Annotated in this window: 25 protein-coding genes and 2 pseudogenes; 11 read left to right on the forward strand and 16 right to left on the reverse strand. The window is 62.0% G+C overall.

The window, feature by feature from the left end; translation table 11 throughout:
• Positions 1-152 precede the first annotated feature (152 nt).
• Complete coding sequence (locus ACODSJ_RS10830; protein WP_489101724.1) at positions 153-818, forward strand: FKBP-type peptidyl-prolyl cis-trans isomerase; 666 nt, start codon at positions 153-155, stop codon at positions 816-818.
• A 69-nt stretch (positions 819-887) separates the two neighbouring features.
• Here ACODSJ_RS10830 and ACODSJ_RS10835 read toward each other — a convergent pair whose 3' ends face one another.
• The 8 genes and pseudogenes from ACODSJ_RS10835 to ACODSJ_RS10870 all read right to left on the reverse strand — a co-directional run.
• A complete protein-coding gene (locus ACODSJ_RS10835) occupies positions 888-1346 on the reverse strand; it encodes an Rsd/AlgQ family anti-sigma factor (protein WP_003206770.1) in 459 nt (152 codons plus the stop codon).
• 175 nt (positions 1347-1521) lie between these two features.
• On the reverse strand, positions 1522-2064 hold the full coding sequence (locus ACODSJ_RS10840) for a disulfide bond formation protein B (protein WP_489101725.1): 543 nt from the start codon (positions 2062-2064) through the stop codon (positions 1522-1524).
• A 431-nt stretch (positions 2065-2495) separates the two neighbouring features.
• Positions 2496-3743, reverse strand: a complete 1248-nt coding sequence (locus tag ACODSJ_RS10845; protein ID WP_489101726.1) for a heme biosynthesis HemY N-terminal domain-containing protein — start codon at positions 3741-3743, stop codon at positions 2496-2498.
• On the reverse strand, positions 3740-4873 hold the full coding sequence (locus tag ACODSJ_RS10850; RefSeq protein WP_489101786.1) for a uroporphyrinogen-III C-methyltransferase: 1134 nt from the start codon (positions 4871-4873) through the stop codon (positions 3740-3742). Before ACODSJ_RS10850 ends, ACODSJ_RS10845 begins: the two co-directional genes overlap by 4 nt.
• A 36-nt stretch (positions 4874-4909) precedes the next feature.
• Positions 4910-5656, reverse strand: a pseudogene (locus ACODSJ_RS10855) (uroporphyrinogen-III synthase); the annotation flags it as partial.
• Entirely contained in the window at positions 5653-6594 is a 942-nt protein-coding gene (gene hemC / locus ACODSJ_RS10860; protein WP_489101727.1) for a hydroxymethylbilane synthase, read from the reverse strand. The gene hemC and the pseudogene ACODSJ_RS10855, both read right to left, overlap by 4 nt.
• Before the next feature lie 136 nt (positions 6595-6730).
• Entirely contained in the window at positions 6731-7477 is a 747-nt protein-coding gene (locus ACODSJ_RS10865; RefSeq protein WP_489101728.1) for a LytR/AlgR family response regulator transcription factor, read from the reverse strand.
• Positions 7474-7813, reverse strand: a pseudogene (locus ACODSJ_RS10870) (sensor histidine kinase); the annotation flags it as partial. The gene ACODSJ_RS10865 and the pseudogene ACODSJ_RS10870, both read right to left, overlap by 4 nt.
• A gap of 132 nt (positions 7814-7945) precedes the next feature.
• Here ACODSJ_RS10870 and argH point away from each other — a divergent pair.
• Complete coding sequence (argH, locus tag ACODSJ_RS10875; protein WP_489101729.1) at positions 7946-9340, forward strand: argininosuccinate lyase; 1395 nt, start codon at positions 7946-7948, stop codon at positions 9338-9340.
• Positions 9341-9488: 148 nt separating this feature from the next.
• Here argH and ACODSJ_RS10880 read toward each other — a convergent pair whose 3' ends face one another.
• Complete coding sequence (locus tag ACODSJ_RS10880) at positions 9489-10148, reverse strand: glutathione S-transferase family protein (protein ID WP_489101730.1); 660 nt, start codon at positions 10146-10148, stop codon at positions 9489-9491.
• Between the two features lie 125 nt (positions 10149-10273).
• Between ACODSJ_RS10880 and ACODSJ_RS10885 the strand changes: the two genes are divergently transcribed.
• From ACODSJ_RS10885 to ACODSJ_RS10895, 3 genes are all read left to right on the forward strand, one after another.
• Positions 10274-10558 (forward strand): hypothetical protein, encoded by a 285-nt coding sequence (locus tag ACODSJ_RS10885; RefSeq protein WP_489101731.1) that lies wholly within the window; start codon positions 10274-10276, stop codon positions 10556-10558.
• Between the two features lie 287 nt (positions 10559-10845).
• Positions 10846-11091, forward strand: a complete 246-nt coding sequence (locus ACODSJ_RS10890) for a TIGR02647 family protein (RefSeq protein ID WP_003206789.1) — start codon at positions 10846-10848, stop codon at positions 11089-11091.
• Positions 11092-11268: 177 nt separating this feature from the next.
• Entirely contained in the window at positions 11269-14112 is a 2844-nt protein-coding gene (locus ACODSJ_RS10895) for a class I adenylate cyclase (RefSeq protein WP_489101732.1), read from the forward strand.
• 6 nt (positions 14113-14118) lie between these two features.
• On the opposite strand, the gene rnk is transcribed toward ACODSJ_RS10895, so the two are convergent.
• The 3 genes from rnk to cyaY all read right to left on the reverse strand — a co-directional run bounded on the left by rnk (position 14119) and on the right by cyaY (position 15400).
• Positions 14119-14529, reverse strand: a complete 411-nt coding sequence (rnk, locus tag ACODSJ_RS10900) for a nucleoside diphosphate kinase regulator (protein WP_489101733.1) — start codon at positions 14527-14529, stop codon at positions 14119-14121.
• Positions 14530-14844: 315 nt separating this feature from the next.
• Positions 14845-15063, reverse strand: coding sequence for a DUF1289 domain-containing protein (locus ACODSJ_RS10905; protein WP_489101734.1), 219 nt, complete (start codon positions 15061-15063; stop codon positions 14845-14847).
• A 4-nt stretch (positions 15064-15067) separates the two neighbouring features.
• Entirely contained in the window at positions 15068-15400 is a 333-nt protein-coding gene (gene cyaY, locus ACODSJ_RS10910) for an iron donor protein CyaY (protein WP_260957199.1), read from the reverse strand.
• A 236-nt stretch (positions 15401-15636) separates the two neighbouring features.
• On the opposite strand from cyaY, the gene lptM reads away from it, so the two are divergent.
• Genes lptM through ACODSJ_RS10940 form a run of 6 tightly spaced genes read left to right on the forward strand, consistent with a single transcriptional unit; the run spans position 15637 to position 20244 of the window.
• Complete coding sequence (gene lptM / locus ACODSJ_RS10915) at positions 15637-15810, forward strand: LPS translocon maturation chaperone LptM (protein WP_260957198.1); 174 nt, start codon at positions 15637-15639, stop codon at positions 15808-15810.
• A gap of 9 nt (positions 15811-15819) precedes the next feature.
• Complete coding sequence (gene lysA, locus ACODSJ_RS10920) at positions 15820-17067, forward strand: diaminopimelate decarboxylase (RefSeq protein WP_489101735.1); 1248 nt, start codon at positions 15820-15822, stop codon at positions 17065-17067.
• 4 nt (positions 17068-17071) lie between these two features.
• A complete protein-coding gene (dapF, locus tag ACODSJ_RS10925; RefSeq protein WP_489101736.1) occupies positions 17072-17902 on the forward strand; it encodes a diaminopimelate epimerase in 831 nt (276 codons plus the stop codon).
• Between the two features lie 13 nt (positions 17903-17915).
• A complete protein-coding gene (locus tag ACODSJ_RS10930) occupies positions 17916-18641 on the forward strand; it encodes a DUF484 family protein (RefSeq protein WP_489101737.1) in 726 nt (241 codons plus the stop codon).
• 2 nt (positions 18642-18643) lie between these two features.
• A complete protein-coding gene (xerC, locus tag ACODSJ_RS10935) occupies positions 18644-19543 on the forward strand; it encodes a tyrosine recombinase XerC (RefSeq protein WP_489101787.1) in 900 nt (299 codons plus the stop codon).
• A complete protein-coding gene (locus ACODSJ_RS10940; protein WP_489101738.1) occupies positions 19540-20244 on the forward strand; it encodes an HAD family hydrolase in 705 nt (234 codons plus the stop codon). The genes xerC and ACODSJ_RS10940 overlap by 4 nt, the downstream gene beginning before the upstream one ends.
• A gap of 96 nt (positions 20245-20340) precedes the next feature.
• Here ACODSJ_RS10940 and sutA read toward each other — a convergent pair whose 3' ends face one another.
• The 4 genes from sutA to glnK all read right to left on the reverse strand — a co-directional run bounded on the left by sutA (position 20341) and on the right by glnK (position 23112).
• The gene (sutA, locus tag ACODSJ_RS10945) at positions 20341-20664 is read right to left on the reverse strand and encodes a transcriptional regulator SutA (protein WP_092395066.1); all 324 of its coding nucleotides are present in this window, start codon (positions 20662-20664) and stop codon (positions 20341-20343) included.
• Between the two features lie 103 nt (positions 20665-20767).
• Entirely contained in the window at positions 20768-21193 is a 426-nt protein-coding gene (locus ACODSJ_RS10950) for a secondary thiamine-phosphate synthase enzyme YjbQ (RefSeq protein WP_489101739.1), read from the reverse strand.
• A 211-nt stretch (positions 21194-21404) separates the two neighbouring features.
• On the reverse strand, positions 21405-22739 hold the full coding sequence (locus ACODSJ_RS10955) for an ammonium transporter (protein ID WP_489101740.1): 1335 nt from the start codon (positions 22737-22739) through the stop codon (positions 21405-21407).
• Positions 22740-22773: 34 nt separating this feature from the next.
• Positions 22774-23112 (reverse strand): P-II family nitrogen regulator, encoded by a 339-nt coding sequence (gene glnK / locus ACODSJ_RS10960; RefSeq protein WP_002555808.1) that lies wholly within the window; start codon positions 23110-23112, stop codon positions 22774-22776.
• Between the last annotated feature and the right edge of the window lie 180 nt (positions 23113-23292).

Below are 23292 nucleotides of genomic sequence, written 5' to 3' on the forward strand. Positions count from 1 at the left end.
ACCTCTGCTGCAACCGCCGCTAGGGCATGTTGACAGTACACAAGACGTTGCGTTGCAAGGGACAAAAAATCTTCTGCGCCAGCGCCAGGGCAATCCACCTTTATGGATATCGGCACTGGCATAATTCCTCGATTCGAGGCCGGAGACCACACATGTCGCGTCAGCTTTTTTTATGCCTGTGCATGGTTTGCTCCATGACCCAGGCGGTTGAAAAAACCAGCGCAAGCGATGCCCACGACCTGGCCTACAGCTTGGGCGCAAGCCTGGGTGAACGCTTGCGCCAGGACGTTCCAAACCTCCAGATCCAGGCACTGGTCGAGGGTCTGCAACAGGCGTATCAAGGCAAGCCACTGGCCCTCAGGGACGAGCGCATCGAACAGATCCTCGCCGAGCATCAAGCGCAACTGACAGCGCAATCGACGACACCCCAGGTCGACGCCGCGCTGCAAACAGAGCAGAAATTTCTCAACGAAGAAAAGAGCCGTCCCGGCGTCCAGCAACTGGCGGATGGGATCCTGCTGACCGAACTCAAGCCTGGCAAAGGTGCCAAGGCTGGCCCTCACGGCAAGGTCCAGGTGCTGTACGTCGGTCGACTGCCGGATGGCACCGTATTCGATTCCAACGGCCAGGCGCAGTGGTTCAACCTGGACAGCGTGATCGATGGCTGGCGCAGCGCATTGCCGCAAATGCCGGTAGGCGCGAAGTGGCGCCTGGTGATTCCTTCGAGTCAGGCCTACGGTGCCGAAGGGGCCGCCGATGTGATCCCGCCGTTCACGCCGCTGGTGTTCGAGATCGAGTTGCTGGGCGCCACAACCTGACGCCGGTCAAACGAAAAACGGTGCGCAATGCGCACCGTTTTTTTGCCGCGGCCCCAAGACCATTCAGGCTCAGGCCTGTACCGCCGCTTCTTCCTTATGGGCGTTGTGCAGCACTTCGATCAGGCAGTCTTCCAGTTCGAAACGCTCGTGCAACAAGCCACCCAGTTCCTTGAATTTTTCCGCAACGCACTTGCCTTCATCGCACAGGTCATTGAAGGCCAGCAGCTTCTCGGTGATGACATCGATACGCGGGTAGATCTGCTCGGCGAGTTCCAGGCCACGCTTGTCGTTGAAGGCCTTGGCTTCGCCCGTCAGCTGTTCGTAGATCTCGAAATGACCGGCAGACACATAGTCGACCAGCACACCGCAAAACTCCTGCAACGGCTTGCGGCTCTCGCTCAGTGCTTCAGGCTTGTCGCCAAGCGCATCATAGGCCCGAACCAGTTCGTGACGCTCCTGCAACCAGCGGTCGATCAGCAGATGCACTCCGCCCCATCGTTCCTGAGCATTCTGACAACTTTCGAGCATGGCGATTTCTTCCCTTGTGAGTCATGCCCCTCGCAGCCTGCCCACGCCCCCGATGACAAGGGGCAAACCAGGCACAACGTGATCGAGCGACATAATTCCAAAACACGTGCGGGCCAGATTATGCCCGCACGACAGCCGCTTCAAGGTACGCAGGAGATAAAGTTCATACAAGTGTTTAATCCATGATCCGCACCCACTGCGACGTTCCGCCGCCGAGCGGTCGAACCAGAGCGCTCCAGACAAGGCGCAGTAGCAGGTAGGTGGTGACAATGGACACGGCGATAAAAAACAGCAGGCTCCATTCGGGGATGCTCAGGTCAAACAACGTCCAGGTGATGCTCGCGCAGTCGACCGCGCCGTCGAGGACACGATGCACGGCACACCACCAGGTGTCCGCTCGCCGCAAGTGGGACACGCAGTCGGGCAAGTGTTCGATCGACATGCTTTGCACCAGGACCTGGCGCCAGGCCAGGACCATGCCCCCCGACGCAAAAACGAACCCCGTCGCCCCATAGAAAATACTGCCTTTGCGACCCGGTCCGTGCACGCACGCAACGAGGCAATTGACCAGGAACAAGGTCAGGCACAAGCGCTGCAAGACACACAAGCTGCAGGGGGTCAGGCCAACCGAATACTCCAGGTAACTGGCGATACCCAAGACCAGGGCGGCAGCGATGGAAGCCATGAAAAAAAAGAAGCGTGAGCTGGCCAAAGACATGGCGGTTCCGTAACAGAAGAGACAAGCAGTTACGGTAGAGGAAAGCCCTCGCGCCTTTCAAGGCACGCTCGTGCAGACACTTCACCGCAGGTGTAGGGAATTCCCGACAGGGACAAGACGATTGTGCGCAGTGGGCTGTAGGACTTTGCTGAGGGAGTGATCACAGCCCGAAAACCGGGCTGATATTCACAATCGTTCACCCAAGGACAACTTCTGCCTGGAATGGGGACAGGGTAAGTTTGTGGCGAGGGGATTTATCCCCGCTGGGCTGCGCAGCGGCCCCTTGACGGTTGGACTCAGTGCAACTGACCCGCCGAGGTGCCGGGTCTTAGGGCTGCTCCGCAGCCCAGCGGGGATAAATCCCCTCGCCACAGCAAGCTCCCTCGTCACAGAGGTCTCATTCCAATTTTCAGGGATGAGTCACGTCCCTCTCAGGTCGGCAAAACCTGCGCCGGAACCGGCAGTGGCGCCGCCAGCAAACGCTCATCCAACAGCCCCAAGCCTTCCTGGAACAGCTGGTTGCTGCGCTCGGCATCCCCCAGTTGCGCCAGCAATCGCGCCAGCTCGGCGCAGGCTTCTGGATGGCGTTGGATCCGCAGGCTGCTTTCCAGGTAATCCCGCGCCTTGCCCCACAAGCTGTTCTGCAAACTCAAACGCCCCAGCGTCAGCAACAGGCCTGGATCCGCCGGCTGCTCCTTGAGCCAACCTTCGGCCGTTTGCAGTTGGCGAATCGGATCACTGCCCCGGACCAACCCATACAGCCGTGCCAGGTGACTGTCGTAGTGACGCTTGAGTGCTACTCGCAATGCCTCTTCGGCCTCGACCTGGGCACCCAGTTGCCGCAGCTGCTCGGCATAGGCCAGCACCAGGGCCGGCTCCTGGCGTTGCGCGGCGGTCAATTGCTGCCAGGCTCGATTGAGCGATTGCAGGCCAACGCTGGCGTCCTCCTCACGGTGAGCCGCCAGGGAAAGGTTCTCGCCCCACGCCCGCTGCTCCAACTCAGCCAGTTCGTTGGGCCGAAGGACTTTGTCCTTGCGCAGCTCCGGCAACAGCCGGATCACCGCAGACCAATCGCCGCGCTGCTGGTGAAGGCGCTGGAGCTGACGCAGGACCTGGACATTATGGGGATGGCGTTCGTGCATCGCCTGCAGCGTGTCCAGGGCACCGTCGGTGTCGCCTCGGTCCGTCTGCAATTGGGCGTGTGTCAACGCGATGGCCAGTTCGGCCTGGGGCTGACGCTCCAGGGCGCGCTCCAGCAAGCTGTCGCTTTGCTCGTAAAGACCTTGCTCGTTGGCCGCCCGGGCGGCACCCATGTAATACAACAATGGCTGGCGCTCGGCCTCTGCAGCACGGTGCAGGTGTCGTTGGGCGCTGGCCCAGCGGCCTTCGGCCAGGTCCAGTTGGCCGTGCTCGATCGCCACCTGCACCCGGCGGCTGCGATTGCGTCCCGACCATGGATTGACCACGCCGGAGGACGTCGTCACCAGCCCGACCAGGGCGCTGACACCTCGCCACAACAGCCAGAGCACCGCCACCAGAAGCAGGGTTACCCACAGACCGGCTTCATAACGCAAGCTCTTGTACGCCACCAGCACGTAACCCGAATGCTCGGCAATCGCCATGCCCAGCAAACCGGCGGCGGCGATGACCAAAAACAGAATCACGTAGAGACGCTTCATGGCGTGGTCTCCTGCTCGGCACGCTTGGGCAGCGGCTTGACGGAGTCTTCGGCGTTCAGGTTACGGCGCTCAAGATAGGCCTGGACGCTGCTCAGCGTGCCCGTCAGGTCCGGGGTGATCACCGTCACCGGTTGTTTGCCCAGCTCGACCACGCGCTCGAGCATGACTTTGCTCTGCGGATTGTCCTGGTTGAAATTGTTCTTGAGCACATCCCGCGCCTCAGTCAGCGCCTGGGTGTAGACCGCGGCCTGGCCGTTGAGGGCCGCCCATTGCGCCTGCTCCAGCGCCAGGCTCAAGGCCAGGCGTACCTGCATCAGGCTCTGCCCGGCCAACAGTGGACGGACATTCTCATCGGCGTTGAAGTCGATGCGGATGTAGCGCGAGATTTCATTCCACCACTGGGACCAGCGACTGGCACCGTCGCCATCGGCGGTCAGGCCCAACAGGGATTCACCGCGGTCCTTGTATTCGGGCGCCAGTTCGGTGAGCTGCAACACCTGGTCGCGCAGGGCGCCCAGTTGCAGGAACAGGCCGGTGCGATCCGGCTGCTCGGTGCTGCGCAGGGCCGCGAGGGTCTTGGCCAATTGCTCGCGGGCGGCGAACGAACCGGGGTCATCCTGCTCGCGGAGGATTTCGTCGGCGCCCTGGACCAGGGCCTGGGCACTGTTGATGTCTTGCAGCGCCGAAAGGCGCAGGCTGGCCAGGCGCAACAGATGCTCGGCCTCCGCCAGGCGCCAGTCTTTGCGGCTGGCCCCGAGCACGGTTTCCAGCCGCTGGCTGAGGCGCTGCTGATCGCCCTGCAGTTGGGCAACCAGGTGTCGCCGCTCCTCCAGTTCTTCGGCAGCAGGCAATTGCGCCAGCCGTTCGCTCAGACGTTGCTCGTTGAGCTTGAGGGTCTGGGCCTGATCGTCCAGCGCCTGGACCTCAGCGGACTGTTGCTGGTTATTGGCTTGCAGGTGACGCACCTGCCACACGCTCCAACCACCGACCGCCACGCCAGCGGCGCCAAGCAGCAACGCCACAAACGCCAGTCCGGTGCCACGACGGGGCGCCGTCGGAGCCGGTTTTTCAACCGGCGCGCCGATCGCTGGCTGGTCTTGTTCTTCTTTTGGCAAGGCTGTTTCGCTCACGTATCCATCCTTTGCATTAGAAAACGGCACGGACTGTTCCCGTAACGCCGCCAGCAAAGCCGCGGCATTGGCGCCACGGCAATCCACAACTGTTCGGGCCCCGGCGGCAAGCGCCATCTCGGCGACCCTTGGGCTTGGAACAAACAACGGTAGCCGCACCAGGTCGGGCCAGGCATCACCGGCCAGCCGCTGCAGATGCTCGAAGCTCTGCCCACTGCTGACCACCAGTGCGTTCAAGCGTTCCGCTTCGACCCTGGCCGGCAACTCACCTTCCGGGTAATACGGCAGGCCGCGTCGGTACAACTCCAGATAGTCGACACTAGCACCTTGCTCGCGCAAACGCTCCGCCAGCAAACCGCGCCCGCCCTCGCCACGCACGATCAAGACCCGTGCACCGGGCCGATCGACCGCCTGTTGCAGTTGGGGGAGTTCGAGCAAGGCTTCGCTGTCGTCGCCGCTGTCCGGATAAAACACGTTGAGGCCGGCATCGGCAAGAATCTGTCCGGTGGCGGCGCCGACGCTGAACCACGGCTGGTCGGGAGGACTGGGCCAATATTGACGCAGGCCTCCCACACACAGGCGCGCCGCCGGCTTGCTCACCACGATCACCGCGCAGTATTGGTCCAGCGTCTGGAGGATCGTGCGCCCGGCATCGGACAAGGGAATCGGCACGATGTCCAGCAACGGCAAGCTGCTGCTGAAGATGCCCGCGTCGGCCAGGACAGCCGCCAGGGCCGCCGACTCATCGGCCGGCCGGGTCAGCAGCAGCCGCCAGTCCGTCACGCGTGACCCGCCTCGCCGTAGACTTTCTTGAGGATCTCGTCGGCGCCTTGACGCAGCAGATCTTCAGCCACCTGCACACCCAACGCCTCGGCGTCATGGCGCGGCGCCCGGGCCTGGGAACTGAGCAAACGGCTGCCATCCGGATCACCCACCAGGCCGCGCAACCAGACCTGATCGCCTTCCAGCACGGCATAACAGGCAATCGGCACCTGGCAACCACCGTTGAGGTGTTTATTGAGGGCGCGCTCGGCGACGACCCGCGTGGCGGTGTCTTCATGGTGCAGCGGCACCAGCAGCGCATGGATTTCACTGTCGGCGCTGCGGCACTCGATGCCTACGGCGCCTTGCCCACCGGCAGGCAGGCTGTCATCGACGCTGATGGTCGACGTGATGCGATCCTCGAAGCCCAGGCGGATCAGCCCGGCTGCGGCGAGGATGATGGCGTCGTACTCGCCGGCGTCAAGCTTGGCCAGGCGCGTATTGACGTTGCCGCGCAGGAAGCGGATCTGCAGGTCTGGACGGCGGGTCAGCAACTGGGCCTGGCGACGCAGGCTGGAGGTGCCCACCACGCTGCCGGCCGGAAGCGCTTCAAGACTGGGGAACGTGTTGGACACGAACGCATCGCGCGGGTCTTCCCGCTCGCAGATGCAAAACAGGCCCAGGCCTTCTGGGAAGTCCATGGGCACGTCCTTCATCGAGTGCACGGCGATGTCGGCTTCGTTGTCCAGCAGCGCGGTTTCCAGCTCCTTGACGAACAGGCCCTTGCCGCCGATCTTCGACAGAGGGGAGTCCAGCAGCTTGTCGCCGCGACTGACCATGGGCACCAGGGTCACGATCAGGCCGGGGTGAGCGGCTTCCAGGCGGGCTTTGACGTGCTCGGCCTGCCACAGGGCCAGGGCACTCTTACGGGTGGCAATGCGGATCTCGCGAGGGGACATGGATCAATCCGTACTTAAAAGATACGGCAGATAATAACAGCTCAGTCAAAACCGCTTTGACTTGAATCACGACCCCAAGGCCTCCCTGGCCGCCAAATACCCTGTCGAGGTAACGCGCACGCCCTGGAACCGTGACCTAAAGCTGCTGCATCATCTTGCGCACACCGGCCACATGGCGCCGGCTGACGATCAGCGCATCGCCGTTGAGACCCTTGAGGAACAACTGGAAATGCCCCAGGGGCGTGCGCTGCAGACGCTCGATACGCTCGCGCGCCACGAGCGCGTTGCGATGGATGCGGACAAAGCGCTCGCCGAACTCGTCTTCCAAGGCCTTGAGTGGCTCGTCGAGCAACACCTCGCCACTTTCGTGGCGCAAGGTCACGTATTTATGGTCGGCAATGAAATAGACGACCTGGTTCAAGGGGATCAGCTCGATACCTTTGCGGGTACGGGCACTGATGTGGCTGCGTGGGCCACTGCCGCTTTCGGCCGCCGGACGGGTCAGCGCCGCCAGTTGTACGCGATTGGGTCGCTCGGCCTTGCGCAAGGCGTCGAGCAAGGCGTCGCTCGCCACCGGCTTGACCAGGTAGCCGACCGCACCCGCCTGCAACACCTCGGGCGGGAAATCGTCCCGTGTGGTGCAGAACACCACTGCGGGCGGCGACTCGCGTTCGCACAACTTCGCCGCGACCTGCAAACCATCCAGGCCAGGCATGCGAATGTCGAGCAGCACGATATCCGGCTTGTGGCTGTCGATAAGGGCCAACGCCTCTTCGCCATTGGTGGCGCTGGGCTCCAGGACACTGTAGCCCTCGAGCTCGCCAACCATACGGCTCAGGCGCTCACGGGCCAGTGGTTCGTCATCAACGATCAGGACATTCATATTGCGCTGGATTCCTGCGTGAGTCTCGCACAAGGATAGCGTAGACAGGGAAAGTGACATCCGTCACCGCGATCCACGCTAAGACTCGTCCGAGGGCCAAAAAGTGCCGCGAGGCGGGCGCCTATCTTTACCAGTGCCTGTCGACCGATGCCCGAGGCCTGATGTCGCACGGCTTCGCCGTAGGGGCCGTAGGGATAGTTATCATTCGATCTGATCAATGAGCTCCCCCTTCTTTTTATCCGTTCGCGGCGCCATGGATGAAAAAAGCAAAAGTCCTACAGTCCACTGTAGACGGTTGCCACGACGATATTGCTCAATCGAAAAATATCGTTGTGCGAAACACGGTTGGATCCCAGTTCGATCGAAAAAAACCTGCCGACCAGTGCCAGCGCCAGTCCCGGCAACCCTGCTATCATCCGCCGCAGCCTTTAACCGCTATTTTCTCCACAGCCGATCACGAGCGAATTCATGAGCACTGACAAGACCAATCAGTCCTGGGGCGGCCGCTTCAGTGAACCCGTCGACGCCTTCGTCGCCCGCTTCACCGCCTCCGTCAATTTTGACCAGCGCCTGTATCGCCACGACATCATGGGTTCGATCGCCCACGCCACCATGCTGGCCAAGGTCGGCGTGCTGACCGATGCCGAGCGCGACAGCATCATCGATGGCCTGAAGACCATCCAGGGTGAAATCGAGGCCGGCCAATTCGACTGGCGCGTCGACCTCGAAGACGTGCACATGAACATCGAAGCACGCCTGACCGACCGCATCGGCGTGACCGGCAAGAAACTGCACACCGGCCGCAGCCGCAACGACCAGGTGGCCACCGACATCCGCCTGTGGCTGCGCGATGAAATCGACCTGATCCTGGCCGAAATCACCCGCCTGCAAAAAGGCCTGCTGGAACAGGCCGAGCGCGAAGCCGAGAGCATCATGCCGGGCTTCACCCACTTGCAGACCGCCCAACCTGTCACGTTTGGGCATCACATGCTGGCCTGGTTCGAAATGCTCAGCCGCGATCATGAGCGCCTGTTGGACTGCCGCAAGCGCACCAACCGCATGCCCCTGGGCAGCGCCGCGCTGGCCGGCACCACGTACCCGATCGATCGTGAATACACCGCGCAGCTGCTGGGCTTCGACGCCGTGGGCGGCAACTCGCTGGATAATGTTTCGGACCGCGATTTCGCCATCGAATTCTGCGCCGCCGCCAGCATCGCGATGATGCACCTGTCGCGCTTCTCCGAAGAACTGGTGCTGTGGACCAGCGCACAATTCCAGTTCATCGATCTGCCGGACCGCTTCTGCACCGGCAGCTCGATCATGCCGCAAAAGAAAAACCCCGACGTGCCGGAGCTGGTACGGGGCAAGAGCGGCCGGGTGTTCGGCGCACTGATGGGCCTGCTGACCCTGATGAAAGGCCAACCGCTGGCCTACAACAAGGACAACCAGGAAGACAAGGAACCGCTGTTCGACGCCGCCGACACCTTGCGCGATTCGCTGCGGGCCTTCGCCGACATGATCCCGGCTATCAAGCCCAAGCACGCGGTGATGCGCGAAGCGGCCCTGCGCGGCTTCTCCACCGCCACCGACCTGGCCGACTACCTGGTGCGCCGTGGCCTGCCGTTCCGCGACTGCCACGAAATCGTCGGCCATGCCGTGAAATATGGCGTGGACAGCGGCAAGGACCTGGCTGAGATGAGCCTGGACGAGCTGCGCCAGTTCAGCGACCAGATCAAGCAGGACGTGTTTGCCGTGTTGACGCTCGAAGGCTCGGTCAATGCCCGCGACCACATCGGCGGCACCGCGCCGGCGCAGGTCAAAGCGGCCGTGGCGCGCGGCCAGGCGTTGCTCGCCAGCCGCTAAAAGCAAAAGCCAAAAGCTTCGTCGGATCGCCGCCCGGAGCAAGCCCGCTCCCACAATGGATCTCCATGTACACAATATCTGTGTTCAGTGAAGACCTGATGTGGGAGCGGGCTTGCTCGCGAAGGCATCCGTCAAGACACCAAAAAACTCACTTCTTGGCAGCGATCATCTCCAAAAACCCCGGCATCGCCGCTTCCCGGTCCGCCGCAATCCGCTGCACGTGCGGATTCTGCTCCAGGCGCTCCAGCAATGCCTTGGCCGCCGGCATGTCTGCCATCAGGTCGATGTCGAACAGCTTTTTGCCTACCTGCAAGGCCGGCGAAGCGCTGTAGAGGAAATACAGGTCGGCAATGCTCAAGCGGTCGCCTGCCACGAAGGGCGAGAACTTGCCGTGTCGACCTAGCGTGGCAAACCCCAGCAGCAATTCGGCCTTGGACTTTTCCTTGATGGCGTCGGGCACCGACATGCCAAAGAACGCCTCGCCAAAACAGGCTCGCGCCGGCAACTCGATGTACAGCTCAATCTCCCGGCACAGGGTCAACACCTGGGCACGCTCGAACGGATCGCGGGGCAACAGGGCCTGGCCTGGCTGGGTCTGTTCCAGGTATTCGAGGATCACGCTGGTCTCGTTGATGAACCCTTGCCCTGTCTTCAGCACCGGCACCTTGCCGCGCGGGCTGATGGCCAGCGTTTCGGGCGTCTGGCCAGGGTAAAAGGTGACTTCCTCGAAAGGCAGCCCTTTCTCCAGCAGCGCCAACTTGACCATGTTGTAGTAATTACTGACAGAGAAACCATAAAGCTTGAGCATTCCAGATGCCTCCAGGCCGTGTGGGGTTGGCAGCCTTGGGTTATAGACCGCCGAGGCGTTTATTGCCAGACGCATCACGCCGCTGAATGCAGGTAAACTGGCGATCTTTCTCCCAGGAGCCGGCCATGAGCGAGCCAAACGATATCGACAATGACGAAGAAGAGTTCGTCGAGAACACGCTGATCCAGGCCATCGAGAACCAGATCGAAAGCGACAACCCGCCAGCGGCCAGGGCTGCCTTCAACAAGCTGACCCTGGTGAACTACGAGCGCGAGGACATTCTCAACCTCATGGCTCACGTGCTGGCGTACGAGATTGACGCCATGCTCGATGAGGACCGGCCTTTCGACACCGAATGGTACGAAACGGCCCTGCGCAAGCTGCCTGAATTGCCACCAGAAAAGAACTGAAGACAGCACCCTTGTGGCAAGCCCCCTGTTGTAGGAGCAAGGCTTGCCCGCGATGCAGGCACCTCGTTCTCCTGCCAGACCGCGTTATCTTCATCGCGGGCAAGCCTTGCTCCCACAAACTTGCTCCCACAAATAAGTCCCCTCGCCACAGGGTGTGTTTGCCTGACAGAACACTGGCACCCCGCCCCCAAAACAAAAAAAGCATGACGCAGGCACTGGACAGCTCAACCGAGTGCGCTCACCTTAGTGACGCTGTCGATCAAATTCCTAGAAAGTCTGGAGTCCTTATGTCGCTTACCCCTGAGCTGGTTGCCGAACTGGAAATCCTCGCACTCTTCAACCTGGACAGTTCCCAGGAAGGCTTGAAAATTCATCAGACCGCTGCCCCTAAAGCCATCGCTGCCGCCCAACGCTTGTTCGAAAAAGAACTGATCACCCAGCCCGACGGTGGCTACCTGACCAGCCTGGGTCGGGACGCCGCGCAAAATGTTCAAACTGTCCTGACGATACTGAGCGTTCAAGAAGCCGCCTGACTGGCCCTGTCGCCCACGGAAATCACCTTCATGGGGATTTCCGCAGGCGCATCGATGACCCGGTAAAAAATCCGACACCTGGATCATCTTCCCACTTAAGAATTCGCAAACCCGGGCGCTAACCTGCCATCACCTGTGATCTCCCACGTTCGAGACCGCGAGCCGGTTTGAGCTGACATGACCCGCAACCACGAAATACGCCCCGATCTGGACGAGGGAATCGATCGCAAGGTCCTGAGCCAGTTGCGCGCGCGTTTTCTCAAGCTCAACGGCGTGCGGATGGAGCGCGCCCTGGAGGGCCTGTCACCCCGCCAACAAAGTGTGCTGACGCTGCTGCCGCTGTTCTTTCACGTCAACCATCCGCTGTTGCCAGGCTATGTCTCGGGGAGCACACCCGCCGGCTTGTCGAACTACGAGCCCGACGCCAGCATCCTCGCCGAGGCCCAGCGGCTGACCCGTTCGTTTTCCTACAAGGCGCGGCACGGCAGCCATCCACCGCGTCCGATTCTCGGCCTGTTCCTGATGGGCAGCCTCGGCACCCTGGCCCAGGCTGATCAGAGCGACATGGATGTGTGGGTCTGCCATGGGCCGGACCTGAGCGACGACGAACTGGCCGAGCTGCGCAAGAAATGCCAATTGCTCGAAGCCTGGGCCGCGACCCAGGGGGCCGAAGCGCATTTTTTCCTGATCGACCCGGCGCGTTTCGTGCGGGGCGAGCGAGACAACCAGCTCAGTTCCGAAGATTGCGGCACCACCCAGCATTACCTGCTGCTGGACGAGTTCTACCGTACCGCGATCTGGCTGGCCGGCCGCACACCGATCTGGTGGCTGGTGCCGGTCTACGAAGAAGACAACTATGAGCAATACACCCATACGCTGATCTCCAAGCGCTTCATTCGCGCGGATGAAACCCTGGACCTGGGACACTTGGCCTATATCCCGCCGGGGGAGTTCATCGGCGCGGGGCTCTGGCAGTTGTTCAAGGGCATCGAGTCACCCTACAAATCGGTGCTCAAGCTGTTGCTGACCGAGGTCTACGCCAGCGAACACCCGAACGTGCGCTGCCTGAGCCTGCGTTTCAAACAGGCCGTGTTCGCCAATCGCCTGGACCTGGAAGAACTGGATCCCTACATGGTGATCTACCGCCGCATCGAGGAATACCTCAACGTCCGCGGCGAGCCCGAACGCCTTGAGTTGATCCGCCGGGCGCTGTACCTGAAGGTCAATCGCAAGCTCACCGGCCAGGGGCGTGGCGGCGGCTGGCAACGGGCTCTGCTCGAACGCCTGGCCCGGGAATGGGGCTGGGACCAGCGCCAGCTGGCGCTGCTCGACAGCCGCAGCCAGTGGAAAGTCCGCCAGGCCAGTCAGGAGCGGCGTGCGTTGGTCAACGAACTCACCCACAGCTATCGCTTCCTGACCCAGTTCGCCCGCACCGAGCAAACCGTCAGCCCGCTCAACAAGCGCGACCTCAATGTCCTCGGCCGACGGCTGTATGCCGCCTTCGAACGCAAGGCCGACAAGATCGAATTCATCAACCCCGGCATCGCCCCGGACCTGGCCGAGGACACCCTGACACTGGTCCAGTCGCCCAATCGCAAAGAGCCGGGGCAGAATCAATGGGGCCTGTACAACGGCAGTCTCAATGCCTTGGAATGGGAAAATTTCGCGCCGATCAAGCGCAGCCGTGAATTGCTCGAACTGCTCACCTGGTGCCATCGCAACGGCGTGATCGACAGCAGCACGCGCCTGGCGCTGCACCCCGGCGCCAGCGACCTGAGCGAATTCGAGCTGTTCAACCTGCTGGGTAGCCTGCAACAGTCCATCGCGTTGCCCCTGGGCAGCGTCGATGAAGAACAGTTGCTGCATGCCAGCGTACCCAGCGAAGTGCTGGTCCTGGTCAACGTCGGCGTCGATCCGCTCAAGCATCATCGTGATCTGAACATCCTGATGACCACCGAGCGTACCGACTCGCTGAGTTACGCAGGGGTGCGGGAAAACCTGGTGCTGACCCTCGACCAAGTCACGCTCAACAGCTGGAACGAAGTGCTGGTCAACCGTTTCGACGGCGAACACGCCCTGCTCGACTGCCTGCGCGACTACCTCAACGACTTGCCCACCACGCAGCGCCAGCCGCGCTTGCGGGTGCGTTGCTTCTGTCACAACCGTGCGCAGTTCATTGCCAGACGGGTCGAAGAAGTCATCGAGACGGCGCAGACCTTGCTGTTGAGCCGACTCAATTACCGCTATCTGCTTCAGGTCCAACAGCATTATCACGTGCTGGAACTGGTACCGGGCCAGGTCAACCACGTAGCGCTGGACAGCCTGTCGGCGCTGATCGACTACCTGGGCGAGGAACTGACGGCCTACAGCCCGCTGCAACTGGACCCGATGGCCCTGGAGGAACATGACCTGGCACTGATCCTGCCGATGGGCCAGCCCGAATGCATCCAGGTGTTCTACCGGGTCAACGAAGAGACCGCCACGCTGTACGTGCTCGACGAGTTCAACGCGCTCTGGCACCAGACAGTGCCTTATCACGACGAACAGAGCCTGCTGGTACCGCTGCAGCGCTTCCTGCAATCGGTGCTGTACCGCCGCGACGCCTTGTTGCCTTTGGAGGCAACCCAGCCGGTGTCTCTGGAAACCCTGTATTACCAGCTCCTGCCCTCGGGCAACGGTCGGGCACGGCGGGTCGAGGCGCGGCAAGCGCCGCAGACGCCGGTGAACAAACCGTTCTATGACGTACAGGCGATCATCGGCAAGGCAGCACATGGCCAGGTGCATGTCACCCTGTATTGCGACCAGCAGGAGTTTTCCGAACTCGAGCATGGCGACCAGCTGTTTCGCGTCGTCGCCCGGGAAATCGTCAACCAGCGCCGCGAGGCCCAGCGCTACCGCTGTTACATCACCGACCTGGACCTTTCGGGCCTGGTGGGTGACAACAGTTGTTCGAGCAATTTGTACCTGCGCTACAAGGCCGACCTGGAACGCGCCCTGAACGAGGCGCTGGCCCTGGCCTGAAGCGTTTCAGAGAGAGAAATCGCCGCCCGCTTCGGGTTGGTATTCCACGTTCAGCAACGTCAGTTTCAAGGTCTTGCCACCGGGGGCCGGCCAATCGATGTGCTGGCCAACCTTCAGGCCCAGCAATGCACTGCCGACCGGAGCGAGGATAGAAACCCGGCCTTCATCGGCATTGGCGTCCTGTGGATAAACCAGGGTCAGGTGATAGTCCTTGCCGCTGCTTTCCTCACGGCAATGCACGCGCGAATTCATGGTCACGACATCGGCAGGCACTTCATCGTGGCCCACCAGGGTCTCGGCGCGATCGAGCTCGGTTTGCAACGCGATCACGCCCGGCAGGTTTTCATCCAGGCTGTCGATCAAACGCTCCAGACGTTGCACGTCCAGACGGGTAAGGGTGATGGAAGGTGCGGTCATGATCCTGGCAGACTCCTTTCTTCTGCACGAAAAAAGCAAAACCCCGCCACAAGAAGACGGGGTTTTCATGGGCCTCGATGGGGTGAGGCGTAGCCGGACACTAACACAGCTCAATAAATAAACAAGTCAGGTGGGATTTGCCCGGCCAATGGACAGTGCCGCCCCCTTGTGGCGAGGGGATCTAGCGAAACGTCGCACCATCCTACTGTGGGAGCAAGGCTTGCCCGCGATGAGGGCGCCTCGTTTTCCTGCCTGACCGTGTCCCCTTCATCGCGCGCAAGCCTTGCTCCCACAGATAAATCCCCTCGCCACAAATCACACCAGCGACTTGCGTGTGGCTGCCTCGGCACAGATGACCCGCCGGCGCTCATCATCCGCCGAGCGCCATTGGCGGATGTCTTCCACGTGCCGGAAACAGCCAAGGCAGACCTTGTGTTCGTCGAGCTTGCACACGCTGGTGCACGGCGACGGCACGGCGGGGCTGACGTTGCTGTAGAGCGGCTTGGGTGGCCGTGCCGGAGCGCTCGAGGTCACAGGATCAAAGACCTTCGAATTCGAGTTCTACGCCGGCTTGAGTCTTGACGATGCGCTCAAGCATCTCGCCCAACTGCTCTTCGCTCTTGTCGCACATCCAGCGCTCGCTTTCCTCGTCGTAATCGAAGTGGAAACCACCCGACACGGCCGCCAGCCACAACTGCCGCAACGGTTCCTGGCGACTGAAGATCAACTGGGTGCCGTTTTCGAACTTGACGGTCAGCACACCGGCGGAGCTTTCCAGGTCGATGTCCAGCTCGCTCTCGTCAAACACATCCTCCAGCATCTGCTGGGTGGTATCGACCAGATCGTGGAAACGGGCTTCAGTCAAACTCATTGCGGCAACCTCGAAAATGTCTGCTCATGCTCAAGCGCCGCAAGATACGGGCGCTTCCCGGCGATTGCAAAGGATATACCGGCGCGCGCGCCTCGGCGCTACGAAAAGCCCTGGCGGCCTGCAGGAATTAACCACACAGGCCGCTAGCCCCGCCGGACGGGCGCCCCGTTGCATAGGCAAGCTGCCGGGTGGCCGGTATACTCCGGCGCAATTAACGCATTTTCAAGGATTTCGCCATGAAGCGCCTGATCTCTTCCCTTGCTGCGCTCGTCGCGGTTGCCTGCCTTGTCACAGCCTGTGGTCAAAAAGGTCCGCTGTACCTGCCTGACGACAGCAAGTCCCCAGAAGAGCAGGCCAAGTCGTCGCAGTCCAAATCCCATACGCACGACACCCACACCACTACTTACTAAGGGAACGCCATGGACGCTTTTAACTACCGTGGCGGGGAGCTGTTCGCGGAAGGGGTTGCCTTGTCCGCGATCGCCGAGCGTTTCGGCACGCCGACCTACGTCTACTCCCGTGCCCACATCGAAGCCCAATACCGCACCTTCGCCGATGCCCTCGACGGCATGCCGCACCTGGTGTGTTTCGCTGTAAAGGCCAACTCCAACCTGGGCGTGCTCAACGTCCTGGCACGCCTGGGTGCCGGTTTCGACATCGTTTCCGGCGGTGAACTCGAACGCGTCCTGGCCGCTGGCGGCAGCGCCGACAAGATCGTCTTCTCCGGCGTCGGCAAGACCCGCGAAGACATGCGCCGCGCCCTGGAAGTCGGCGTGCACTGCTTCAACATCGAATCCACCGATGAGCTGGAACGCCTGCAAGTCGTCGCCGCCGAGCTGGGCGTGCGTGCACCGATCTCCCTGCGCGTGAACCCGGACGTCGACGCCGGCACCCACCCGTACATTTCCACCGGCCTGAAGGAAAACAAGTTCGGCATCGCCATTGCCGACGCCGAAGACGTGTACGTGCGCGCCGCCCAACTGCCGAACCTGGAAGTGCTGGGCGTCGATTGCCACATCGGCTCGCAACTGACCACCCTGGAACCCTTCATCGATGCCCTCGACCGCCTGCTGGCGCTGATCGATCGTCTCGGCGACTGCGGCATCTACCTGCGCCACATCGACTTGGGTGGTGGCGTCGGCGTGCGTTATCGCGATGAGGAGCCGCCGTTGGTGGCCGACTACATCAAGACCGTGCGCGAACGCCTTGCCGGTCGCGACCTGGCGCTGATGTTCGAGCCGGGCCGGTACATCGTCGCCAACGCCGGCGTGCTGCTGACCCAGGTCGAGTACCTCAAGCACACCGAACACAAGGATTTCGCCATCGTCGACGCGGCCATGAACGACCTGATCCGCCCGGCCCTGTACCAGGCCTGGATGGACGTCAGCGCCGTGCGCCCGCGCGAAAGCGCCGCACGCGCCTACGATATCGTCGGGCCGATCTGCGAAACCGGTGACTTCCTGGCCAAGGCCCGGGAGCTGGCGCTGGAAGAAGGCGATCTGCTGGCCGTGCATTCGGCCGGTGCCTACGGGTTTGTCATGAGTTCCAACTACAACACCCGCGGCCGCTGCGCCGAGGTGCTGGTGGACGGTGATCAGGCATTCGAAGTCCGTCGCCGCGAGACGGTAGCCGAGTTGTTTGCCGGCGAAAGCCTGCTGCCGGAGTAAAACCATGCTGCTGCGCTTTACCAAGATGCACGGCCTGGGCAATGACTTCATGGTCCTCGACCTCGTCAGCCAGCACGCGCACATCCTGCCCAAGCACGCCAAGCAATGGGGTGACCGGCACACCGGCATCGGTTTCGATCAGTTGCTGATCGTCGAGGCGCCTACCAACCCGGACGTGGATTTCCGCTATCGGATCTTCAATGCCGACGGTTCGGAAGTGGAGCAATGCGGCAACGGCGCGCGCTGCTTCGCCCGCTTCGTGCTCGACAAGCGCCTGACCGCCAAGCGGCAGATCCGCGTCGAGACCAAGAGCGGCATCATCGAACTGGATGTGCGCAGCGACGGCCAGATCGGCGTCAACATGGGTGCACCGCGCCTGGTACCGGTGGACATTCCCTTCGACGCGCCGGCCCAGGCCTTGAGCTACCAGGTCGATGTCGACGGCACCGTCGTGGAACTGGCGGCCGTGTCCATGGGCAACCCCCATGCCGTGCTGCGCGTCGACGACATCAACAGCGCCCCGGTGCACGAGCTGGGGCCGAAGATCGAACACCATCGGCGCTTCCCGGCGCGGGTGAATGTCGGTTTCCTGCACGTCATCGACCGGCACCGGGCGCAATTGCGCGTCTGGGAGCGCGGCGCAGGAGAAACCCAGGCCTGCGGCACCGGCGCTTGCGCCGCCGCAGTCGCCGCGATCAGCCAGGGGTGGATGGATTCGCCTTTGTTGATCGACCTGCCTGGCGGGCGCTTGTCCATCGAATGGGCGGGCCCTGGCCAACCGGTAATGATGACCGGCCCGGCAGTGCGCGTATACGAAGGACAAGTTCGTCTTTGAGTGAGTCGACCCCATGACCGACAAGCCACAGGTTCCAGCCCCGCCGCCCGAGGATTCCCCGGGCCAGCCTCCACAAGCCGCGGCCGTCGTCGCTTACCTGGAGGCTCATCCGGATTTCTTCGTCGAGCACGAGGATTTGCTGGCGACGCTGCGCATTCCCCATCGGCGCGGCGATACCGTGTCGCTGGTGGAACACCAGATGAAGATCCTGCGCGAGCGCAACATCGAAATGCGCCATCGCCTGTCGCACCTGATGGACGTCGCCCGGGACAACGACCGACTCTTCGACAAGACCCGCCGCCTGATCCTCGCGCTGATGGACGCCAACACGCTCGAAGACGTGGTGATGAGTGTCGAGGACAGCCTGCGCCAGGACTTCCAGGTGCCCTTCGTCAGCCTGATCCTGTTTGGCGACAACGCCATGCCGGTGGGCCGCTGGGTGACCCACGCCGAAGCACAGACCGCGATCGGCGGCCTGCTCACGGAAAACAAAAGCGTCAGCGGCAGCCTGCGCGAACATGAGCTGGACTTCCTGTTCGGCGAAGAACAGCGCCAGCAGATCGGTTCCACCGCCGTCGTCGCCATCGCCCACCAGGGCGTGCATGGCGTGCTGGCCATCGCCAGCCGCGACCCGCAGCACTACAAGAGCTCGGTGGGCACGCTGTTCTTGAGCTACATCGCCGAAGTCACCGGTCGCGTGCTGCCACGGGTGGCGGGTTCGCTGCGCTCGGTACGCTGATGATGGAACGGCAGCTGGAGGCCTACTGCGAACACCTGCGCAGTGAGCGCCAGGTGTCGCCCCACACGTTGGCGGCCTATCGCCGGGATCTGGAAAAGGTCCTGGCGTGGTGCCAGAAACAGAACATCGACAGTTGGGCCGCCCTGGACATCCAGCGCTTGCGCAGCCTGGTCGCCCGCCTGCACCAACAGGGGCAATCCTCCCGCAGCCTGGCGCGACTGTTGTCGGCGGTGCGTGGCTTGTACCACTACCTCAACCGCGAAGGGCTGTGCGATCACGACCCGGCGACCGGCCTCGCGCCGCCCAAGGGTGAGCGTCGCCTGCCCAAGACCCTCGACACCGACCGAACCCTGCAACTGCTCGAAGGCGCGGTGGAGGATGATTTCCTGGCGCGACGGGACCAGGCGATCCTCGAACTGTTCTATTCCTCCGGCCTGCGTCTTTCGGAGCTGGCGGGGCTGAACCTGGACCAGTTGGACCTGGCCGATGGCATGGTCCAGGTGCACGGCAAGGGCAGCAAGACACGCGTGCTGCCCATTGGCCGTAAGGCACGTGAAGCGCTGGAACAGTGGCTGGCGCTGCGAACCCTGAGCAATCCTGCCGACGATGCGGTGTTCGTCAGCCAACAGGGGCGACGCCTGGGTCCACGGGCGATCCAGCTGCGGGTCAAGGCGGCCGGCGAGCGCGAGCTGGGGCAGAACCTGCATCCGCACATGCTCAGGCATTCCTTCGCCAGCCATCTGCTGGAGTCTTCCCAGGACCTGCGCGCCGTGCAGGAGCTGCTCGGCCACTCGGACATCAAGACCACACAGATCTATACCCACCTGGATTTCCAGCACCTGGCGACGGTCTATGACAGTGCCCATCCCAGGGCCAAACGCATCAAGGGCGACGAATCATGACCATCGAGCTCATCACTTTCGACCTGGACGACACGTTGTGGGACACCGCCCCGGTGATCGCCAGCGCCGAGGCCGTACTCCGCCAGTGGCTGACCGACAATGCCCCGAACCTGGGCGGCCTGCCGGTGGAGCATCTGTTTGCGATTCGTGAGCAAGTGCTGCGCGAGGAGCCCAGCCTGAAGCATCGCATCAGTGCGTTGCGCCGACGGGTGCTGTTCCGTGCCCTGCAAGAGGCCGGTTACGAGCAGTGGCAAGCGTCGGAAATGGCGGACGAGGCGTTCGAGACCTTCCTGCACGCCCGTCACCAACTGGACATCTTTCCCGAGGTGCAGCCCACCCTGGAAATCCTGGCCAATCACTTCGCCCTGGGCGTGGTCACCAACGGCAACGCCGATGTACGGCGCCTGGGGCTGGCGGACTATTTCAAGTTCGCCTTGTGCGCCGAGGACATCGGCATCGCCAAACCGGACGCCCGGCTGTTCCACGAAGCCCTGCAACGTGGCGGCGCCACGGCGCAGACCGCCGTGCACATTGGCGATCACCCGGGCGACGACATCGCCGGCGCCCAACAAGCCGGCCTGCGCGCAATCTGGTTCAACCCGGCGGGCAAGGCCTGGGATGCCGAGCATGTGCCGGACGCGGAAATCCACAGCCTGAGCGAGCTGCCGGGGCTTCTGGCAGCGTGGCATAGCCAACCCTAAGCCCTGTGGAAAAAGCCTTCCACATGGCCTGAAAACTGCGCCCATGAAAAAGCCCGCAGCGACGGCGGGCTTTTTCAGCAAACAGTGAGCAGAGACTCAGATCGGGCGGCTGCCGTACTTGTTGTCAGGCTTCTTGGGTGGATCAGCGACCACGTTGGCCTCCACTTCCTGCACCTTACCGCCCCTGGCCAGGAATTCTTCCATGGCCTTGGCGAGCGCATCACGCTCCTTGTTCTTGGCCTCTACGCTCGGCAGTTCGTCGACCGATACGGCCGCCTTGGCCTTGCCTTTGGCGGTAGGCGCCGGAACATCGGCACCATCGTCGTCGGCAACGTCTTCAGCCGCCGCTTCCAGGCCTTCTTCGGCCTCGTCTTCGTCGCCTACTTCGAGGTCGTCGTTTTCCAGATCATCGTCGCTCATGTTCTACCTCATGACTTGCGAAAAGCAGATTAGTTATAGACCAGCTTCGCCATCTGTTCGAAGGCTGCCAGAAAAAATTCAAATATCCGCCGACAGTCAGCGGTTATGCCCCTTCACCGTACAAGGTGGCGAGGACTTTACGAGCACCGCCATGATCACGGTGCTCGCCCAGATAAACACCTTGCCAGGTCCCCAACGCCAGCCGTCCCGCCGTAACCGGCAGACTGAGCTGGCAACCAAGCACGCTGGCCTTGAAGTGTGCCGGGAGGTCGTCCAGGCCTTCGTCGTTGTGCTCATAGTCGGCGGGTCCTTGTGGGATTAGCCGATTGAAAAATCGTTCGAAGTCTCGACGTACCGCCGGATCGGCATTCTCGTTGATGGTCAACGAAGCCGAGGTATGCTGCAGCCACAGATGCAACAGACCGACACGACATGCCCGGAGTTCAGGCAGGCCGGCAAGCAGCTCCTCCGTCACCAGATGAAAGCCCCGGGGCCGTGCCCGCAGGGTTATCAGCGTCTGTTGCCACATACAGATCTCCGCGCGTTCGGGGCGCATTCTAGCGCGCTCTGAAAAAAAACAAAGAGCCTAATATTCCACCTTTGGTGTAAGCCTTTAGCGGTAGAAAGCCCATGTCGCATCGACGACAAAAGACCTGCGCAAAACCGACGCGTCCTGGCACCCATGACAAATCCCAGGCAAAAAAATGCCCGGCAAGCCGGGCACTTTTTTTCGCGTGTACTTACAGGTTGTAGCCGCGCTCGTTGTGTTGGGCCAAGTCCAGGCCGACCGCTTCTTCTTCCTCGGAAACACGCAGGCCCATGACCGCGTCCAGCACCTTGAGGATGATGAAGGTGACGATCGCGGTGTAGATCACCGTGAAGCCCACCCCTTTGAATTGAATCCATACTTGCGCGCCGATGTCGGTCACGGTGCCGAAACCGCCCAGGGCCGGAGCTGCAAACACACCGGTCAGGATCGCGCCGAGGATACCGCCGATACCGTGCACGCCGAAGGCATCCAGGGAGTCGTCATAACCGAGCTTGCGCTTGAGGGTAGTAGCGCAGAAGAAGCACACCACACCTGCCGCCAAACCGATGACCAGGGCGCCCATCGGACCCACGGTACCGGCAGCCGGCGTAATCGCCACCAGGCCAGCGACCACGCCCGAGGCAATGCCCAGTGCGCTTGGCTTGCCGTGGGTGATCCACTCGGCAAACATCCAGCCCAGTGCCGCCGCAGCGGTCGCGATCTGGGTCACCAGCATCGCCATGCCGGCGGTGCCGTTGGCGGCGACGGCGGAACCGGCGTTGAAGCCGAACCAGCCGACCCACAGCATCGCAGCACCCATCAGGGTGTAACCCAGGTTATGGGGCGCCATCGGCGTGGTCGGGAAGCCTTTGCGCTTGCCCAGCACCAGGCACGCCACCAGGCCGGCGACACCGGCGTTGATGTGCACCACGGTGCCGCCGGCGAAATCCAGCACGCCCCAGTCCCACAGCAGGCCGCCGTTACCGGACCAGACCATGTGCGCGATCGGCGCATACACCAGCGTGAACCACACGCCCATGAACACCAGCATGGCGGAGAATTTCATCCGCTCGGCAAAGGCGCCGACGATCAGGGCCGGGGTGATGATGGCGAAGGTCATCTGGAACGTGACGAACACCGCCTCAGGGAACAGCGCGGCAGGGCCGGTAATGCTGGCCGGAGTGACACCCGCCAGGAACGCTTTGCCCAGGCCGCCGATGAAGGAGTTGAAGTTGACGACGCCCTGCTCCATGCCCGTGGTGTCGAACGCGATGCTGTAGCCGTAGATGACCCACAGGACGCTGATCAAACCGGTAATGGCAAAGCACTGCATCATCACGGAAAGAAGGTTTTTCGAACGAACCATGCCGCCGTAGAACAGCGCCAGGCCAGGAATGGTCATGAACAATACAAGAATCGTGGAAGTCAGCATCCAGGCAGTGTCGCCGGAATTCAGGACAGGGGCTGCCGCTTCTTCCGCCATGGCCAGGCCAGGCATTATCAAGGACAACAGGGCTCCTAGCCCTGCGAATTTACGCAGAGTCATTTTGTTTTCTCCTGGGGCGTTGGGTTTGGGCGGCTTAGATGGCGTCGGTATCGGTTTCGCCGGTACGGATGCGGATAGCCTGTTCCAGATTGACCACGAAGATCTTTCCGTCACCGATCTTGCCGGTGTTGGCGGCCTTGGTAATCGCCTCGATCACCCGGTCCAGGTCCTTGTCGTCAATGGCGACATCGATCTTGACCTTGGGCAGGAAATCGACCACGTATTCCGCGCCACGGTACAGCTCGGTGTGACCTTTTTGCCGCCCGAAGCCTTTGACTTCAGTAACGGTAATGCCCTGCACGCCGATCTCGGACAGCGACTCGCGCACGTCGTCCAATTTGAACGGCTTGATGATGGCAGTGACTAGCTTCATGAAACTTTCTCCCGAATTGGTGGACTTGCCCCAGGAAAACAAACCCGACTCAAGTCTAAGCGCAGTGCCTGGCTTTGTAACGCGTCGTCGGCCCAAGTTGCCCGACCAGCGCCAGTTAACCGCTCCTGGCGAAGCTCCCCGCTTCGCCTGGCTGCACTGCATTCGTCACAGCGACTGCAT

It is taken from the genome of Pseudomonas sp. FG6, assembly GCF_057809015.1.

Excerpts from the sequence above, each read along its gene's own strand:
- ACODSJ_RS10890 (WP_003206789.1), top strand. The coding sequence starts at position 10,846 with ATGTCGCTTACCCCTGAGCTGGTTGCCGAACTGGAAATCCTCGCACTC.
- lysA (WP_489101735.1), top strand. The coding sequence starts at position 15,820 with ATGGACGCTTTTAACTACCGTGGCGGGGAGCTGTTCGCGGAAGGGGTT.
- ACODSJ_RS10835 (WP_003206770.1), bottom strand. The coding sequence starts at position 1,346 with ATGCTCGAAAGTTGTCAGAATGCTCAGGAACGATGGGGCGGAGTGCAT.
- ACODSJ_RS10950 (WP_489101739.1), bottom strand. The coding sequence starts at position 21,193 with ATGTGGCAACAGACGCTGATAACCCTGCGGGCACGGCCCCGGGGCTTT.
- glnK (WP_002555808.1), bottom strand. The coding sequence starts at position 23,112 with ATGAAGCTAGTCACTGCCATCATCAAGCCGTTCAAATTGGACGACGTG.
- xerC (WP_489101787.1), top strand. The coding sequence starts at position 18,644 with ATGGAACGGCAGCTGGAGGCCTACTGCGAACACCTGCGCAGTGAGCGC.
- ACODSJ_RS10845 (WP_489101726.1), bottom strand. The coding sequence starts at position 3,743 with ATGAAGCGTCTCTACGTGATTCTGTTTTTGGTCATCGCCGCCGCCGGT.
- ACODSJ_RS10940 (WP_489101738.1), top strand. The coding sequence starts at position 19,540 with ATGACCATCGAGCTCATCACTTTCGACCTGGACGACACGTTGTGGGAC.
- rnk (WP_489101733.1), bottom strand. The coding sequence starts at position 14,529 with ATGACCGCACCTTCCATCACCCTTACCCGTCTGGACGTGCAACGTCTG.
- ACODSJ_RS10955 (WP_489101740.1), bottom strand. The coding sequence starts at position 22,739 with ATGACTCTGCGTAAATTCGCAGGGCTAGGAGCCCTGTTGTCCTTGATA.
- sutA (WP_092395066.1), bottom strand. The coding sequence starts at position 20,664 with ATGAGCGACGATGATCTGGAAAACGACGACCTCGAAGTAGGCGACGAA.
- dapF (WP_489101736.1), top strand. The coding sequence starts at position 17,072 with ATGCTGCTGCGCTTTACCAAGATGCACGGCCTGGGCAATGACTTCATG.
- ACODSJ_RS10930 (WP_489101737.1), top strand. The coding sequence starts at position 17,916 with ATGACCGACAAGCCACAGGTTCCAGCCCCGCCGCCCGAGGATTCCCCG.
- hemC (WP_489101727.1), bottom strand. The coding sequence starts at position 6,594 with ATGTCCCCTCGCGAGATCCGCATTGCCACCCGTAAGAGTGCCCTGGCC.
- argH (WP_489101729.1), top strand. The coding sequence starts at position 7,946 with ATGAGCACTGACAAGACCAATCAGTCCTGGGGCGGCCGCTTCAGTGAA.
- ACODSJ_RS10885 (WP_489101731.1), top strand. The coding sequence starts at position 10,274 with ATGAGCGAGCCAAACGATATCGACAATGACGAAGAAGAGTTCGTCGAG.
- ACODSJ_RS10895 (WP_489101732.1), top strand. The coding sequence starts at position 11,269 with ATGACCCGCAACCACGAAATACGCCCCGATCTGGACGAGGGAATCGAT.
- ACODSJ_RS10830 (WP_489101724.1), top strand. The coding sequence starts at position 153 with ATGTCGCGTCAGCTTTTTTTATGCCTGTGCATGGTTTGCTCCATGACC.
- ACODSJ_RS10865 (WP_489101728.1), bottom strand. The coding sequence starts at position 7,477 with ATGAATGTCCTGATCGTTGATGACGAACCACTGGCCCGTGAGCGCCTG.
- ACODSJ_RS10840 (WP_489101725.1), bottom strand. The coding sequence starts at position 2,064 with ATGTCTTTGGCCAGCTCACGCTTCTTTTTTTTCATGGCTTCCATCGCT.
- lptM (WP_260957198.1), top strand. The coding sequence starts at position 15,637 with ATGAAGCGCCTGATCTCTTCCCTTGCTGCGCTCGTCGCGGTTGCCTGC.
- cyaY (WP_260957199.1), bottom strand. The coding sequence starts at position 15,400 with ATGAGTTTGACTGAAGCCCGTTTCCACGATCTGGTCGATACCACCCAG.
- ACODSJ_RS10880 (WP_489101730.1), bottom strand. The coding sequence starts at position 10,148 with ATGCTCAAGCTTTATGGTTTCTCTGTCAGTAATTACTACAACATGGTC.